This is a genomic window from Pseudoduganella umbonata (assembly GCF_014192225.1).
GTDB lineage: Bacteria > Pseudomonadota > Gammaproteobacteria > Burkholderiales > Burkholderiaceae_D > Rugamonas > Rugamonas umbonata.
On sequence record NZ_JACHXS010000002.1, the window covers coordinates 392,195 to 407,582 of the forward strand.

Annotated in this window: 14 protein-coding genes and 1 pseudogene; 11 read left to right on the plus strand and 4 right to left on the minus strand. The window is 68.1% G+C overall.

Annotated elements, in window-relative coordinates; translation table 11 throughout:
* Positions 1-35 precede the first annotated feature (35 nt).
* Positions 36-665 carry a 2OG-Fe(II) oxygenase gene (locus tag FHS02_RS06760; RefSeq protein ID WP_137317525.1) on the plus strand — a complete coding sequence of 210 codons (630 nt, stop codon included), beginning with the start codon at positions 36-38 and terminating at the stop codon, positions 663-665.
* A gap of 13 nt (positions 666-678) precedes the next feature.
* On the opposite strand, the gene FHS02_RS06765 is transcribed toward FHS02_RS06760, so the two are convergent.
* A complete protein-coding gene (locus tag FHS02_RS06765) occupies positions 679-1,548 on the minus strand; it encodes an aldo/keto reductase family oxidoreductase (RefSeq protein ID WP_137314770.1) in 870 nt (289 codons plus the stop codon).
* Between the two features lie 117 nt (positions 1,549-1,665).
* Here FHS02_RS06765 and FHS02_RS06770 point away from each other — a divergent pair, with 117 nt between their 5' ends.
* Positions 1,666-2,562, plus strand: a complete 897-nt coding sequence (locus tag FHS02_RS06770; RefSeq protein WP_137314769.1) for a LysR family transcriptional regulator — start codon at positions 1,666-1,668, stop codon at positions 2,560-2,562.
* Positions 2,563-2,623: 61 nt separating this feature from the next.
* On the opposite strand, the pseudogene FHS02_RS06775 reads toward FHS02_RS06770, so the two are convergent.
* Positions 2,624-3,696: pseudogene (locus FHS02_RS06775) on the minus strand (IS1595 family transposase).
* Between the two features lie 169 nt (positions 3,697-3,865).
* On the opposite strand from FHS02_RS06775, the gene hutU reads away from it, so the two are divergent.
* The 7 genes from hutU to FHS02_RS06810 all read left to right on the plus strand — a co-directional run bounded on the left by hutU (position 3,866) and on the right by FHS02_RS06810 (position 12,813).
* A complete protein-coding gene (hutU, locus tag FHS02_RS06780) occupies positions 3,866-5,554 on the plus strand; it encodes a urocanate hydratase (protein WP_137314768.1) in 1,689 nt (562 codons plus the stop codon).
* Positions 5,555-7,105 carry a histidine ammonia-lyase gene (hutH, locus tag FHS02_RS06785; RefSeq protein ID WP_137314767.1) on the plus strand — a complete coding sequence of 517 codons (1,551 nt, stop codon included), beginning with the start codon at positions 5,555-5,557 and terminating at the stop codon, positions 7,103-7,105. It abuts the gene before it with no gap.
* Between the two features lie 103 nt (positions 7,106-7,208).
* Positions 7,209-8,009 carry an N-formylglutamate deformylase gene (gene hutG / locus FHS02_RS06790; RefSeq protein ID WP_137314766.1) on the plus strand — a complete coding sequence of 267 codons (801 nt, stop codon included), beginning with the start codon at positions 7,209-7,211 and terminating at the stop codon, positions 8,007-8,009.
* Positions 8,006-9,394 (plus strand): formimidoylglutamate deiminase, encoded by a 1,389-nt coding sequence (locus tag FHS02_RS06795; RefSeq protein ID WP_137314765.1) that lies wholly within the window; start codon positions 8,006-8,008, stop codon positions 9,392-9,394. Before hutG ends, FHS02_RS06795 begins: the two co-directional genes overlap by 4 nt.
* Positions 9,391-9,987, plus strand: a complete 597-nt coding sequence (locus FHS02_RS06800; RefSeq protein ID WP_137314764.1) for a HutD/Ves family protein — start codon at positions 9,391-9,393, stop codon at positions 9,985-9,987. The genes FHS02_RS06795 and FHS02_RS06800 overlap by 4 nt, the downstream gene beginning before the upstream one ends.
* Before the next feature lie 7 nt (positions 9,988-9,994).
* Positions 9,995-11,266: an imidazolonepropionase gene (hutI, locus tag FHS02_RS06805; protein ID WP_137314763.1), complete on the plus strand. Its 1,272-nt coding sequence runs from the start codon at positions 9,995-9,997 to the stop codon at positions 11,264-11,266.
* A gap of 20 nt (positions 11,267-11,286) precedes the next feature.
* Positions 11,287-12,813, plus strand: a complete 1,527-nt coding sequence (locus FHS02_RS06810; protein ID WP_137317524.1) for an ABC transporter permease/substrate-binding protein — start codon at positions 11,287-11,289, stop codon at positions 12,811-12,813.
* A gap of 215 nt (positions 12,814-13,028) precedes the next feature.
* Here the strand turns inward: FHS02_RS06810 and FHS02_RS06815 are convergent, their stop codons facing one another.
* Entirely contained in the window at positions 13,029-13,529 is a 501-nt protein-coding gene (locus FHS02_RS06815; protein WP_137314762.1) for a GNAT family N-acetyltransferase, read from the minus strand.
* Positions 13,526-14,479, minus strand: a complete 954-nt coding sequence (locus FHS02_RS06820) for a DMT family transporter (protein ID WP_137314761.1) — start codon at positions 14,477-14,479, stop codon at positions 13,526-13,528. Before FHS02_RS06820 ends, FHS02_RS06815 begins: the two co-directional genes overlap by 4 nt.
* 167 nt (positions 14,480-14,646) lie before the next feature.
* Between FHS02_RS06820 and FHS02_RS31825 the strand changes: the two genes are divergently transcribed.
* Both FHS02_RS31825 and FHS02_RS06825 read left to right on the plus strand, forming a co-directional pair.
* A complete protein-coding gene (locus FHS02_RS31825; RefSeq protein WP_259772473.1) occupies positions 14,647-14,778 on the plus strand; it encodes a hypothetical protein in 132 nt (43 codons plus the stop codon).
* 34 nt (positions 14,779-14,812) lie between these two features.
* Entirely contained in the window at positions 14,813-15,304 is a 492-nt protein-coding gene (locus FHS02_RS06825) for a DNA-deoxyinosine glycosylase (RefSeq protein WP_137314760.1), read from the plus strand.
* The last annotated feature ends 84 nt before the right edge of the window (positions 15,305-15,388 follow it).

The following is a 15,388-nucleotide window of genomic DNA, read 5'->3' on the forward strand; positions in this document are numbered from 1 at the left end:
TCGAGGACGAACTGAACGCCTTCGGCTGCGCGCGGATGCCGGGCCTGCTGGCGCCGGACGACTGCGCATCGCTGGCGGCCGCCTACGACGAAGCCAGCCTGTTCCGCAGCCGCATCGTGATGGCGCGGCATGGCTTCGGCCGCGGCGAGTACCAGTATTTCAGCTACCCGCTGCCGGATCCCGTGCAGGCGCTGCGCACGGCGCTGTACGGCCCGCTGGCGGCGATCGCGAACCGCTGGCATGCGGCGCTCGGCATCGACGAACGCTATCCGCCCCGCCACGCGGACTACCTGGCACGCTGCCATGCCGCCGGGCAGGTCCGCCCCACGCCGCTGCTGCTGCGCTATGGCGAAGGCGACTACAACTGCCTGCACCAGGACCTGTATGGCGAACACGTCTTCCCGCTGCAGGCCGCCTTCCTGCTGTCGCGGCCCGGCATCGACTTCACCGGCGGCGAATTCGTGCTGACCGAGCAGCGGCCGCGCATGCAGTCGCGCGCCGAGGTGGTGCCGCTGGAGCAGGGCGACGGCGTGATCTTCCCGGTGCACCACCGCCCCGTGAACGGCACGCGCGGCGTGTACCGCGTCACCATGCGGCACGGTGTGTCGCGCCTGCGCAGCGGGCAGCGGCATACGCTGGGGATCATCTTCCACGACGCGGCCTGAGCGCGCCGCGCGCTCAGGACATCGCCGCGATCCGGTCCAGCTCCGCCACCGCATCGGCCGGCAGCACCAGCGCCGCGGCGGCGAGATTCTGCCGCAGGTGCGTGACCGACGAGGTGCCGGGAATCACCAGGATGTTCGGCGACCGTTGCAGCAGCCACGCGATCGCCACCGCCATCGGCGTGGTATCGAGCCGCGCCGCCACGGCCGACAGCGTGTCCGACTGCAGCGGCGAAAAGCCGCCCAGCGGGAAGAACGGCACGTAGGCGATGCCTTCGGCGGCCAGCGCGTCGATCAGCGCATCGTCGCCGCGGTGGACCAGGTTGTACTGGTTCTGCACGCACGCGATCGGCACCATGCGGCGTGCTTCCTGCACCTGCGCCGCCGTCACGTTAGAGAGGCCGATGTGGCGCACCAGGCCCTGCTCGCGCAGGCCGGCCAGCACGGCCAGCGGTGCTTCCAGCGAACCTTCCGCCGGGCCGTGCACATCGAACATGGCGCGCAGGTTGACGACATCGAGCGAGTCCAGCCCCAGGTTGCGCAGGTTGTCGTGCACCGCCGCCGTCAGTTCTTCCTTCGAGAACGCCGGCAGCCAGTTGCCCCCGGCGTCGCGCCGCGCGCCGATCTTCGTCACGATGCTCAGGTTGGCGGGGTAGGGATGCAGCGCTTCGCGGATCAGGCGGTTGGTGATGTGCGGCCCGTAGAAATCCGACGTGTCGATGTGATCGACGCCGCCCTCCACCGCGGCGCGCAGTACCGCGCGCGCGGCTTCCGGGTCCTTCGGCGGGCCGAATACGCCCGGTCCCGCCAGCTGCATGGCGCCGTAGCCAAGCCGGTTGACGGTGCGGTCGCCCAGTTGCCAGGTCGTGTGATGGGTAGTCGACATGCCGTTCTCCTTCATGAGTAGTAATGGACAAAGGATAAAAGCGCATCGGCTGCGCGACAATCCAGTAAAGTGTGCATGGGTTGTGCGAAAAATCGAACAATGATGGGGGAGGCAGCGATGAAAGTCGATCTTGGCGATCTGGACGCCTTCGTGGCGGTGGCGCGGGCCGGCGGGTTCCGCGATGCCGCGCGCGCCGCCGGCGTCAGCGCGTCCGGCATCAGCGAGGCGGTCCGGCGGCTGGAAGCGCGGCTCGGCGTGCGGCTGCTGAACCGCAGCACGCGCAGCGTGGTGCCCACCGAGGCGGGCCGCAGCCTGCTCGACCGGCTGGCCCCGGCGCTGAACGAGGTGCAAAGCGCGCTCGACGTGGTCAACGCCTTCCGCGACCGGCCCACCGGCACCTTGCGGCTGAATGTGCCGCTGGCCGCGTCGCGGCTGGTGCTGCCGTCGCTCGTGCCGCGCTTCCTCGCCGCGTATCCGGACATCGTGCTCGATGTCGCTGTCGAGGACAGCTTCGTCGACATGCTGGCCGCCGGCTTCGATGCCGGCATCCGCTATGAAGAACGGCTCGAGCAGGACATGATCGCCGTGCCCATCGGGCCGCGCGTGCAGCGTTTCGCCGCCGCCGCGTCCCCGGCGTATCTCGACCGTGCGGGGCGGCCCGCGCATCCGCGCGAACTGCTGCGGCATGCCTGCCTGGCCGGTTACTTTGCCGGTGGCACCGCCATGCCCTGGGAATTCACGCGCGACGGAGAAACCGTGCGGGTCGACCCGCAGGGACCGCTGCGGGTGCGGCTGGGTGCCGGAGCCGACCTCGCGGTGAACGCGGCGGTGGCCGGCGCCGGCATCGTCTACCTGTTCGAGGACTGGCTGCGGCCGTATATCGCGCGTGGCGAACTCGAGCCCGTGCTTGCGCCCTGGTGGCTCAGTTTTTCCGGTCCTTTCCTGTATTACCCGGGCCGCCGCCTGGTGCCCGCGCCGCTGCGGGCGTTCATCGATTTCATCCGCGGGGCATGACGACGCCATGGCAAAGGCGCTGTTCGCGTTGGCTCGACAGTTCCTGTCGGTACGGAACTTTTTACCCGTTCTGTTGTCCGTTCTTTTGTCTCAATGTGCCGGACTCATCCGCTAAATTTTTCACAGCAACGCCGAGCCACTGCCTTGGCGTTGGCAATACGGCCGCATCGAGCACCCGTTGCCAGCCTGCGTAGTTGGCCAGGTAGCGGCTCGCGACACCATTGAAGCGCCGCAGCCAGGTCTTGAAGCGGCTGTGCCATCCGTTCACGTTCTGGATATGGATCGCGCCGCGCGCCCGGATGCCCGCCTTCACGTTCACGGTTTCGTGCGTGATCCCTGCGCGCTGCGCGAAGGCCCGGTACGACCTGGCGGCATCGGTGACGAGTAACACGTCCGGCGCCAGCACCGGTCGCAGGTGCTGCGCCAGCTGGCTGGCACTGACCGGGCCGCGGCCGGTGACGAAGTCGCAGGTTTGCCGATTGCGGTCGCGGGCGACAAGGATGCAGTCGAACTGCTTGCTGATGCCGCGCCGGCTGGCTTTACCGCCGCGCTTGCGGGGCGGGCGGTCCATGTGGCGCGAGCCCTTTTGCGATTCGAGATGATAAGGCGTAGTAGGGGTTTCGGCGAGCACCACTCGCCGCCTACGCAGCGGTGCTCGCATGCAAGCGAGCACTCCTCCTTCGTCATATCGACGACGCCCGATAACTGCGGCCGCGGTTCCCGGCGCACGCCGGCAATGAACCGGTGGCGCCACCGGAAGCTGGTGGACCTGGCGACCGCGACCCGCTCCGCCGCGGCGCGCACGGTGGTCGAGTCGATCAGGCATTGCAGGTATGGCAGCCATTTGTCGCGCAGCCGCAGGCGGGCCAGCGGCGTGCCGGTCAGGGCGTTGAAGCTGCGCCGGCACACCACGCAGCGATAACGTTGCAAACCATTGGCATGGCCGCAGCGGTGGCACCGTGGATTGCCGCACACCGGACATGCAGGTCTGCCGGCGGCTTCCTCGATCAGGCGCAGGCACTGGCCCGGTTGCACGAAAGTGGCGAGCGCGCCTTGCAGCAAGGCGATCTCATCCTCGGAAAGCTGGAGTTTCGCAAGCGCCGCGATGACGGCGCCGAGCTCTGCTGCACCCATACGGCCTCCTGATATACATGAAGTATCTCAACAGGAGATCAGACAGCAGTTCCGGGGAGAAGTTCCCTCAGCTAAAGCGAACAGCGCCATGGCAAAAAACCATTTGACTGAACTTGTATAGACAACCTATGCTGTAACGATCCGCCACCACCCGCCATCAGGAGACGCCATGAGCGACCCGCGCTTCGATCCCACCCGCGATATCCGCGCCCCGCGCGGTCCCGACAGGACGTGCAAGACCTGGGGCGCCGAAGCGGCGTACCGGATGATCCAGAACAACCTGGACAAGGAAGTGGCCGAGAACCCGCAGGCGCTGGTCGTCTACGGCGGCATCGGCCGCGCCGCCCGCGACTGGGCGTGTTTCGATGCGATCCTGGCCGCCCTGGAAGCGCTGGGCGAAGAGGAAACGCTGCTGATCCAGTCCGGCAAGCCGGTCGGCGTGTTCCGCACCCATGCGGATGCGCCGCGCGTGCTGATCGCCAATTCGAACCTGGTGCCGAAGTGGGCGAACTGGGAACACTTCAACGAGCTCGATCGCAAGGGCCTGTTCATGTATGGCCAGATGACGGCCGGCAGCTGGATCTACATCGGCACGCAGGGCATCGTGCAGGGCACGTACGAAACGTTCGCGGAAGCGGGCCGCCAGCATTTCGGCGGCGACCTGAAGGGCCGCTGGATCCTCACCGCCGGCCTGGGCGGCATGGGCGGCGCGCAGCCGCTGGCGGCCACCATGGCCGGCGCCGTCTCGCTGACCGTCGAGTGCCAGCAGGCCAGCATCGATTTCCGCCTGCGCACGCGCTACCTCGACAAACAGGCTGCTTCCATCGACGAAGCACTGGAGATGGTGCGCCGGCACAAGGACAACGGCGAGGCCGTCTCGATCGGCCTGCTCGGCAATGCCGCCGACGTGCTGCCGGAGCTGGTGCGGCGCGCCAGGGAGGGCGGCCTGGTGCCGGACCTGGTCACCGACCAGACCTCCGCGCACGACCTGATCAACGGCTACCTGCCGCAGGGCTGGAGCGTGGCCGACTGGCAGGCCGCCCGTGCCGAGCCGGCCAAACACGCCGCGCTGCAAGCGGCGGCCGCCGCATCGTGCGCCGTGCACGTGGCGGCGATGCTCGATTTCCAGGCACTGGGCGCGCAGGTGGTCGACTACGGCAACAACATCCGGCAGGTCGCATTCGACGCCGGCGTGGAAAATGCATTCGGCTTCCCCGGCTTCGTGCCGGCCTACATCCGGCCGCAGTTCTGCGAGGGGCGCGGACCGTTCCGCTGGGTGGCGCTGTCGGGCGACCCGGAAGACATCTACAAGACCGATGCGAAGATCAAGGAACTGTTCCCGCACCACGCCAACGTGCACCGCTGGCTGGACATGGCGCGCGACCGCATCGCCTTCCAGGGCCTGCCGGCGCGGATCTGCTGGCTGGGCCTCGGCGAGCGCCACCTCGCCGGCCTGGCCTTCAACGAAATGGTGAAGAACGGCGAGCTGAAGGCGCCCATCGTGATCGGCCGCGACCACCTCGATACCGGTTCCGTCGCCAGCCCGAACCGCGAAACGGAAAGCATGAAGGACGGCAGCGATGCCGTGTCCGACTGGCCGCTGCTGAACGCGCTGCTGAATACGGCGGGCGGCGCCACGTGGGTGTCGCTGCACCACGGCGGCGGCGTGGGCATGGGATACTCGCAGCATGCCGGCGTCGTCATCGTTGCCGACGGCACCGACGCCGCCGCGGCCCGGCTGGCGCGTGTGCTCGTCAACGACAGCGGTTCCGGCGTGATGCGCCATGCCGATGCCGGCTACGACTCCGCAATCGCCTGCGCGCAACGCAATGGCCTCAACCTGCCCATGGTGAAGTAAATGACGCTGACCCTGAATCCCGGCAAGCTGACGCTGGCCGACCTGCGCGCCGCCTGGACGGCGCATGGCCCCATCGCACTGGCGTGCGAAGCCTACGCGCAGATCGACGCCGCCGCCCGGGCGGTCCAGGCCATCGTGCGAAAAGGCGACGCCGCCTACGGCATCAACACGGGCTTCGGCCTGCTGGCGAAGACCCGCATCCCGGACGACCAGCTGGAGCAGCTGCAGCGCAACCTGATCCTGTCGCACTCGGTGGGCACCGGCGAGCTGATGCCCGACCACGTGGTGCGCCTGCTGATGCTGACGAAGATCGGCAGCCTGGCGCGCGGCTATTCCGGCATCCGCGCCGCCGTCATCGATACCCTGATTGCCCTGTACAACGCGGGCATCGTGCCGGCCATCCCCGTCAAGGGGTCGGTCGGCGCCTCCGGCGACCTGGCGCCGCTGGCGCACATGACGCTGGCGCTGCTGGGCGTGGGCCCGGTGCGCGTGAAGGGCGAACTGATGCAGGCCAGCGAAGCGCTCGCCGCGGCCGGCATCGCGCCCGTGACCCTGGCGCCGAAGGAAGGGCTGGCGCTGATCAACGGCACCCAGGCCTCCACCGCGCTGGCCCTGCACGGCCTGTTCATGGCCGAGCGGCTGCTGGAAGCGGGCATCGTCACCGGGTCGCTGTCGCTCGATGCCGCCAAGGGCAGCGATGCGCCGTTCGACGCCCGCGTACATGAAGTACGCGGCCAGCCCGGCCAGATCGCCGCCGCGGCGATCTACCGCCAACTGGTGGCCGGCAGCGCGATCCGCGCCTCGCACCTGCTGGGCGACGAACGCGTGCAGGACCCGTACTGCCTGCGCTGCCAGCCGCAGGTGATGGGCGCCTGCATGGACCTGATCGCCAACGCCACCCGCACCCTGCTGATCGAAGCGAACGCCGTCACCGACAATCCGCTGCTGTTCCTGGGCAGCGGCGATGCGGCCGGCGACGTCGCCATCGTCTCGGGCGGCAACTTCCATGCCGAGCCGGTGGCCTTCGCGGCCGATACGCTGGCGCTGGCCATCGCGGAAATCGGCAGCATCGCCGAGCGCCGCATCGCGCTGCTGATCGATGCCACGCTGTCCGGCCTGCCGCCTTTCCTGGTGCGCGAACCGGGTGTCAACTCCGGCTTCATGATCGCGCACGTGACGGCCGCCGCGCTGGCCTCGGAAAACAAGTCGCTGGCGCACCCGGCCAGCGTGGACAGCCTGCCCACCTCCGCCAACCAGGAAGACCACGTGAGCATGGCCACGTTCGCGGCGCGCCGGCTCGACGAGATGGCGCACAATACGGCGGCCATCGTCGGCATCGAGCTGCTGGCGGCCGCCCAGGGCATCGACTTCCACCGGCCGCTGACGACGTCGCCGCACCTGGAACACGTTCACGCCCAGTTGCGGCGGCACGTACCGTTCTACGATGCCGACCGTTACTTCGCACCCGATATCGAGGCGGCGAAACGGCTGGTGCTGGATGGCGCCCTGTCGGCCGACTGCCGCCCGCTGTTCACACCGCTTCACCCGTGACACCCAAAACCGGTGACAGACACCGGTTTTTTTGCAACGAACATTGCCTGGAAATTGGAGCCTGTCACCGGTTTTGCACCGCTGCACACGCAAGGAGGCTGGAGTGGATTTTCATTTTGAAGCGGGCACGCTGCCGCTGCTGGTCTCGATGCCCCACGTGGGCACCGCCATTCCAGACGATATCGCCGCCGCGATGACACCGGCCGCGCTGCCGAAAGCGGATACCGACTGGCACCTGCGCGAGCTGTACGGCTTTGCCCGCGATATCGGCGCATCGACCCTGGCGGCGCACTGGTCGCGCTACGTGATCGACCTGAACCGGCCCGCGGACAACACCAACCTGTATCCGGGCCAGGACACGACCGGCCTGTGCCCGCTCGATACGTTTGGCCGCGAACCGCTGTACCAGCCGGGCCGGGCGCCGGACGACGCGGAAGTGCGGCGCCGCCTGGCCCTGTACTGGCAGCCGTATCACGAGCGGCTGCGCGCCGAGCTCGGCCGGCTGCTGGACCGGCACGGCCGGGTGGTGCTGTGGGAGGCGCATTCGATCGCCTCGGTCGTCCCGCGCTTCTTTGAGGGCAAGTTGCCCGACCTGAACTTCGGCAGCGCCGACGGCGCCAGCTGCGATCCGGCGCTGATGGACGTCGTGACCGCCGCCGCGCGGGCCGATGGCCGCTACACGATCGCCGTCAACGGCCGCTTCAAGGGCGGCCACATCACGCGCACCCATGGCCGCCCTGGAGTGGGCATCCATGCATTGCAGCTGGAAATGTGCCAGAGCACTTATATGGATGAGACCGCCCCATTCGGCTATCGCCCCGACTTGGCGGCGCAGGTGCAGCCGCTGCTGCGGCGGATGCTGGAGGCGGCCGCCGGCTGGGCAGGCGAGCGGGGCGCGGCGTGACGGCCCTGTTCGCACGTCACGCGCTGCTGCCCGACGGCTGGCGGCGCGATGTGCTGCTGCAATGGGGCGGCGATGGCCGTTTCACGGCGGTAACGCCGGATGCCCCGGCCATGGACGGTAGCGAATCGGCCGGTATCGAAACCGCCGACTATGTGCTGCCCGGCATGATCAACCTGCACTCGCACAGTTTCCAGCGGGCGCTGTCGGGCCTGACGGAAATCGCGGGTGAGGATCGGGCAAAAAGCGCGGACAGCTTCTGGACCTGGCGCGACCTGATGTACCGCTTCGCACTCGGCATCGCGCCGGAGCAGATGGAAGCCATCGCCGCCCAGCTGTTCGCCGAATGCCTGAGGCACGGCTACACCTCGATCTGCGAATTCAATTATGTCCACCGGGCGCCCGATGGCGCGTTGTACCCGGACGTGGCGGAAACCGCACGGCGCGTGATCGCCGCCGCGCGCCACGCAGGCATCGGCATCACCATGCTGCCGGTGTTGTACGCGCATGCCGGTTTCGGCGGTGCGCCGCTGCGCGACGAACAGCGCCGCTTCCGCGCCGGCCCGGCGGACGTGCTGGCAATCGTGGCGGCATTGGAACCGTTGCGCGGCCCGATGGTCGAAGTAGGGGTGGCGCCGCATTCGCTGCGTGCCGCCTCGGTGGCGCAGATCCGCGACCTGCTGGCGGGCCTGTCGCCGGAGCGGCCGGTGCACATCCATATTGCCGAGCAGGGGGGCGAAGTGCAGCAGTGTATCGACCATAGCGGGCGCCGCCCCGTGCAATTCCTGTACGATAATCTGCCGGTCGACGAGCGCTGGTGCCTCGTGCATGCCACCCATGTGGCGGATGACGAAGTGGCGGCCATTGCCGCCAGCGGCGCGGTGGCCGGGCTGTGCCCGACGACCGAAGCGAACCTGGGCGACGGCCTGTTTCCGCTGGCCCCGTTCCTGGAGCGGGGCGGCCGGTTCGGCATCGGCAGCGACAGCCACGTGTCCACCAGCCCGGTGGAAGAACTGCGCTGGCTCGAATACGGCCAGCGGCTGGCGGGGCAGCGGCGCAATGTCGCCGTCACGACGGATGAGCGCCGCGTCGGCGATCATCTCTGGCGCGCCGCGCTGGCGGGTGGCGCGCAGGCCGCGGGAAGGCGGGTGGGCGCGCTGGCGCCCGGTTACGCCGCCGACCTGCTGGTACTGGACGAGGCGCACCCGAACGTGTCCGCGCCGCCCGAGCTGCTGAACGGCTTCGTTTTCAGCGGCAACGACAACCTGGTGAAGGATGTGCTGGCCGGCGGGCAGTGGGTCGTTCGCGGCCGGCAGCATGTGGCGCAGGCGGCCATCGCCGGGCGCTTCAAGGAAACGTTGGCCAACCTGCGCGAGCTGCGACCATGACGACGCTGATACAGTACGCAAGCCTGCATCCCACGCCCTGGAAGAACGGCGGCGGATGCACGACCGAAATCCTCGCATCGCCGCCCGGCGCCACGCTGGACGACTTCGACTTCCGCATCAGCCTGGCGACCATTGTCCACAGCGGTCCGTTCTCCACGTTCCCCGGCGTCGACCGCACGCTGTCGCTGGTCGATGGCGGCAGCGTGGTGCTGGACGTGGGCAACGAGCGCAGGGTGGCGCTCAGCGAACGCGAACCGGTGGTGGCCTTCCCCGGCGAAGTGCCGGTCTCCGCCACCGTCGATGGCGTTCCCACCGTGGACTTCAACGTGATGACGCGGCGCGGGCGCTGCTCGCACCAGGTGGAACGCCGCGTGTTCCGCGACTATTCCGAGCTGGAACGGCGCAGTGCGCTGACCGTGCTGTTCATGGCCGACGGCGATTCCATGACTGTGCACAGCGCGCGCGAGCGCATGTCGATGGTGCGCTACGATGCCGTGGTGCTCGACCGCGAGCAGCACTGGATACTGGAAGCGCCGCAGGCCACCGTCTACATTGTTGATATCATTCCCGATGACGAGAGCAGCGAGGAATGAGCAAGGGATGAGCGGATGGGACCTGTTGATCACGAATGTCCACCTGGCCACGCTGGCCGGCGGCGAGGGGCATGGTGAAGGTGAAAGCCATGGCGACGGCTATGGCGATGGATATGGCATCGTCCGCGACGGCGCGATCGCCGTTCGGGATGGCCGCATCGCCTGGCTCGGTCCCCGCGCCGAGGCGGCGGCACACGGCAGCGCGGCGGACGAGCGCGATGGCCACGGCTGCTGGCTCACGCCGGGCCTGGTCGACTGCCACACGCACATCGTCCACGCCGGCAATCGCAGCGACGAATTCGAGGCGCGCCTGAACGGCGCCACCTATGAAGACATCGCACGCGCCGGCGGCGGCATCATGGCCACCGTGCGCGCCACCCGCGCGGTGGATGAGGAGGCCCTGCTGGAGCAAAGCCTGCCGCGCATCCGCAACCTGCTGGCCGAAGGCGTGACGACGCTGGAAATCAAGTCCGGCTACGGCCTCGATCTGGAAAACGAAGCGAAGATGCTGCGCGTGGCGCGGCGCGTGGCGCAGGTGCTGCCGGTGCGCGTCGCCACCACGTTCCTGGGCGCGCATGCGCTGCCGCCCGAATATGCGGGGCGGGCCGACGACTACATCGATGCCGTGTGCACGATGATCCCCGCACTGGCCGGCGAAGGACTGGCCGACGCCGTGGATGCCTTCTGCGAGCGCATCGGTTTTACCGCGGCGCAGACCGGGCGCGTGTTCGAAGCGGCCCGGCGCGCGGGGCTGCCCGTGAAACTGCATGCGGAACAATTGTCGGACCAGGGCGGCGCCGCGCTCGTGGCGCGCTACCGCGGCCTGTCCGCCGATCACCTGGAACATGTGAGTGAAGCCGGCATCGCCGCGATGGCGGCCGGCGGCACGGTCGCCGTGCTGCTGCCGGGCGCGTACTACTTCCTGCGCGATACCACGCCGCCGCCGGTGGCCGCCTTGCGTGCGGCCGGCGTGCCGATGGCGGTCGCCACCGACTGCAATCCCGGCACGTCGCCGCTGACGTCGCTGCTGCTGGCGCTGAACATGGCCTGCACGCTGTGGCGGCTGACACCGCGCGAGGCGCTGCTTGGCGCCACCATCCATGCCGCCCGCGCGCTCGGCCTGCACGGCGAAACCGGCACGCTGGAAGTGGGCAAGCGCGCCGACTTCGCGCTGTGGCGCATCGCCCGGCCGGCGGACCTGTGCTACGCGATCGGCGGCAATCCCTGCGCGGCGGTCGTCAACGGCGGGGTGTGGCGCATGCCGCAAGTGGCAGCGTGAGGGCCGCCTTCCTTGCCGCCATGGCGGCCGTGGCGCTGCTGTGCGCGTCGCTGGCCCGCGCCGACGACGGCACGCTGCGCGTCGGCTCCAAGCGCTTCACGGAATCGTACATCCTGGCCGAAGTCGTGGCGCAGACGGCCGCCCCCCATGTAAAGGTCGAACACCGGCAGGGGCTCGGCAACACCGCCATCGTGCTGGCGGCGCTGAAGAACGGCAGCATCGACCTGTACCCGGAATACGTGGGCACGATCGACCAGGAAATCCTCAAGCACGGCACACGGGACAAGCGGCCCTCGAGCCTCGCACAGATCCGCGCCGAACTGGCGAAAATGGGCTTCGGCGTCGCCGTGCCGCTCGGCTTCAACAATACCTACGCGCTGGCGGTGCGTAGCGATGCCGGCATCGCTACGCTGTCCGACCTGGCGCGCCAGCCAGACCTGCGCTTCGGCCTTTCCCACGAATTCATCGGCCGCGCCGACGGCTGGCCGGGCCTGGCGCGCCGCTATGCCTTGCCGCAGGAGCCGCGCGGCCTCGATCACGGCATCGCCTATGAAGCGCTGGCGGCGCGGCAGGTGGACGTGATCGACATCTATTCGACGGATGCGAAGATCGCCCGCTACGGCCTGACGGTACTGCGCGACGACCGCGCCTACTTCCCACGCTACGACGCGGTGCTGCTGTACCGCCTCGATGCCGCGCAGCGTTTTCCCCAGGCGTGGAAAGCCATCGAAGGACTGGAGGGAAAGATCGCCGAACGCGACATGATCGGCATGAATGCGGCCGCCGAACTGGAAGGGCAGGCGTTCGCGGAAGTGGCGCGGCGCTGGCTGGCGCGGCAGGATGCGGGCAAACGTGGCGCCGGAGGGGAGCAGGTGGCGGCGCAGGTAGCGGTGGAGGAGCAGCCCGCCGCCGCGCCGCGGTCGCTGGCCGGCGTGCTGTTCGGCCCCGACCTCGCCAGGCTGACAGGGCAGCACGTGCTGCTCGTCGCGCTGTCCGTACTGCTGGCCGCCATCGCCGGCATTCCGCTTGGCGTGCTGGCGGCCTTCCGGCCGCGGCTGCGGCAACCGGTGCTGGCGTTGACGGGCATGTTGCAAACGGTGCCGTCGCTGGCCCTGCTGGCGATGCTGATTCCGCTAATGGGCACCATCGGCATCGTGCCGGCGCTGGTGGCGCTGTTCGTGTATGCGCTGCTGCCCATCGTGCGCAACACGTGCACCGGCATCCTCGGCATCGCCCCCGGCCTGCGGCAAGCCGCGCTGGCGCTGGGGCTGACGCCGCACCAGCGCCTGTGGCACATCGACCTGCCGCTGGCGCTGCCGGTAATCCTGGCGGGCGTGAAGACGGCGGCCGTGATGAGCGTGGGCACCGCCACCATCGCCGCGTTCATCGGTGCCGGCGGCTACGGCGAGCGGATCACCACCGGCCTGGCGCTGAACGACAACATGATGCTGCTGGCCGGCGCCTTGCCCGCGGCGGCGCTGGCGCTGCTGACGCAGGGACTGTTCGAACTGCTCGAGCGGCGCTTTGTCGTTGCACACAGGAAGTAAGCGTTTTACTCCTGGGCGTAAGCATTTGTAAAAGCCCGGGCAGCAGCCGGGAGCACGGGACTATATTGAACCCGTTGATTATCTCCCCTCCCACCTGACACCTGGGTTCACGCCACGCCGCCAAGTGCCGCGTGGCTTCTTTTTATCCCCGCTGCATCTCAGCCGTATCTCAGTCGCATCTCAGCCGCATCTCAGCCGCATCTCAGCCTTATCTCTCAGCGTTGCAATGCCAGCGCCGTCAGCGCATCGCCGGTGACGCGGCAGATGCGCCAGTCGGGCAGTACGGCGGCGCCCATCTTTTCGTAGAACGCGATCGCGTTGGCGTTCCAGTCCAGCACCGACCATTCGAAGCGGCCGCATTGGCGCTCGACGGCAAGTGCCGCCAGCGCCGACAGCATGCGCTTGCCATGCCCGTGGCCGCGCCGATCCTGCTTGACGTAGAGGTCTTCCAGGTACAGGCCCTTGCGGCCGAGGAAGGTGGAAAAATTGTGGAAGAACAGCGCGAAGGTGACCACTTCGCCCGCTTGTCCGTCCTGTGTTTCCTCGCCGACGATCGCCTCGCATGGCGGCCGCGCGCCGAATAGCGCGTCGTGCAGCATCGCTTCGTTGGCGATCACCATGTGTTCCAGTTTCTCGAACACGGCCAGTTCGCGGATCATCGCGAGGATCGGGGCAACGTCGTCGGGGCGGGCAGGGCGGATGTGCAGTGCGGTCATGAGGCTTTCTTCAACAATTCGGGTTCGGGTTCGATGGCGGCCGGGGCAGGGGCGCGCGGGGCGGTTGGCCCCTTCAGCGCCCAGGCCACACTGGCCAGGCACAGCAGCATACCCAGGCATTCGATGACGCCCGGGCGGAAATCTTCGAGGCGGATCGACAGCAGCACCGAGATCACCGGCGTGACCACGCCGATGTACACGGCCTTGCCGGAACCGATCCGGTGGATCAGCGTGAAGTAGCAGGCAAACGCGATCACGGAGCCGAACAGCGACAGGTACAGCAGCCCGCCCCAGTAGCGGGCCGTGGCCGGCAGCACGAACGGCTGGCCGGTGACGACGACCCATGCCGCCACCATCAGCGTGCCCCACAGCATGCCCCACGCCATCGTCAGCAGCACGTTGCTGTCGTGTTCGCGCACTCTCACCACCAGCACGTTGCCGACGGAACTGGCCACCGTGGCCACCAGCGCCAGGACCAGCCCCAGCAGGAAGTGGCCATCGCCGCCGGCGAGGATCTCGCGCACGGCCCCGCCGATCGATTGCCAGAACAGCAGGATCACGCCGAGTACCGAGACGGTACCTGCCGCCCACGTCCGCCACGACAGCGGCGTGCCGAGGATCATGCGGTTCAGGATCGGGTTCCAGAACACCATCAGTGCGAACAGCACGGCGACCAGCGCCGAGACGAGGTATTGCTCCGACGTGTACGTGCAGATGTAGCTGAGGCCGAACGTGGCGCAGCCTTGCACGATCGTCCACCGTTGCGCGCGCCAGGAGAGCCGCAGGCTGTCGCCGCGCAGCTTGCACCAGGCGAACAGCACGGCCGAAGCGAGCGCGAAACGGTAGACGACGGAGACGGACGGCGGCACCTCGCCCAGCTGCAGGGTGATGGCCCAGAACGTGGAACCCCAGATCAGGCAGGCGATAACGAAAAGAACGGGAGAAGGCATTGCGCCAGTATAGGGTGTTTCCGTTTCCTTGCCCTAGAGCATCTTGCGATTGCCGGTGTTGCTGTCACACCCGTGCCACTTGAGTCGTCTCAAGTGAAGCCGATACGTCAACGAAGCTGCAAAAAGCGCAATTACGATGGACGACCAACTAGCCAGGAATCAACATCATGAACTGGACGCTGCATCTGAAAGTCATCACGCTGCTGGCCTATATCGGCGTCCTGGCCGCTTTCCTCGCGACCTGCGCGGAGGGTGCGCTGTCGCACCTCGTTATCCTGCGGCTGGTGTCGCCGCTTTGAACGATTTTCATCGGGCGGCGCTACAATCCGGCGCATGGCATCCGAAACGCTCCTGACCGGCCTGGCGCCGGTGATCGATTCCCGTACCCGCATCCTGATACTGGGCAGTTTTCCCGGCGCCGCATCGCTGGCGGCGCAGCAGTATTACGCACACCCGCGCAACGGGTTCTGGCGGCTGGTCTCCGCGCTGGTCAACGAAGACCTGTTTTCCCTGCCCTACAGTGAAAGGCTGCCGCGGCTCCTGGCCCACGGCATCGGCTTGTGGGATGTGCTCGGCGCTTGCGAGCGCGAAGGCAGTCTCGACTCGGCCATACGCCGGCCCGCCGCCAATGATTTCCAGCGGCTGCATCATCTCTGCCCGCAATTGGAAACGGTAGGGTTCAACGGCCAGGCATCCGGCAAGTTCGCCCCGCAGTTCGCCGCCGCCGGATACCGGACCGTCGTGCTGCCCTCGTCGTCGCCGGCGAACGCTGGAATGACGTTCGAGCAGAAACTGCGGGTATGGTCAGCATTGATCGGAAATTAACCCTGAGCCAGCGATAGGATTGGCCATACTGGATTTCCAGCTGCGCAGGCATGCTTGGGACGAAAGGCGGCGGTTCCTGAGGAG

Coding starts and splice junctions, on each gene's coding strand:
- FHS02_RS06800 (WP_137314764.1), top strand. CDS start 9,391: ATGACGACGCTGATACAGTACGCAAGCCTGCATCCCACGCCCTGGAAG.
- FHS02_RS06765 (WP_137314770.1), bottom strand. CDS start 1,548: ATGTCGACTACCCATCACACGACCTGGCAACTGGGCGACCGCACCGTC.
- FHS02_RS06760 (WP_137317525.1), top strand. CDS start 36: ATGCCGGGCCTGCTGGCGCCGGACGACTGCGCATCGCTGGCGGCCGCC.
- FHS02_RS06815 (WP_137314762.1), bottom strand. CDS start 13,529: ATGACCGCACTGCACATCCGCCCTGCCCGCCCCGACGACGTTGCCCCG.
- hutI (WP_137314763.1), top strand. CDS start 9,995: ATGAGCGGATGGGACCTGTTGATCACGAATGTCCACCTGGCCACGCTG.
- hutU (WP_137314768.1), top strand. CDS start 3,866: ATGAGCGACCCGCGCTTCGATCCCACCCGCGATATCCGCGCCCCGCGC.
- FHS02_RS31825 (WP_259772473.1), top strand. CDS start 14,647: ATGAACTGGACGCTGCATCTGAAAGTCATCACGCTGCTGGCCTATATC.
- hutH (WP_137314767.1), top strand. CDS start 5,555: ATGACGCTGACCCTGAATCCCGGCAAGCTGACGCTGGCCGACCTGCGC.
- FHS02_RS06825 (WP_137314760.1), top strand. CDS start 14,813: ATGGCATCCGAAACGCTCCTGACCGGCCTGGCGCCGGTGATCGATTCC.
- FHS02_RS06770 (WP_137314769.1), top strand. CDS start 1,666: ATGAAAGTCGATCTTGGCGATCTGGACGCCTTCGTGGCGGTGGCGCGG.
- FHS02_RS06820 (WP_137314761.1), bottom strand. CDS start 14,479: ATGCCTTCTCCCGTTCTTTTCGTTATCGCCTGCCTGATCTGGGGTTCC.
- FHS02_RS06810 (WP_137317524.1), top strand. CDS start 11,287: ATGGCGGCCGTGGCGCTGCTGTGCGCGTCGCTGGCCCGCGCCGACGAC.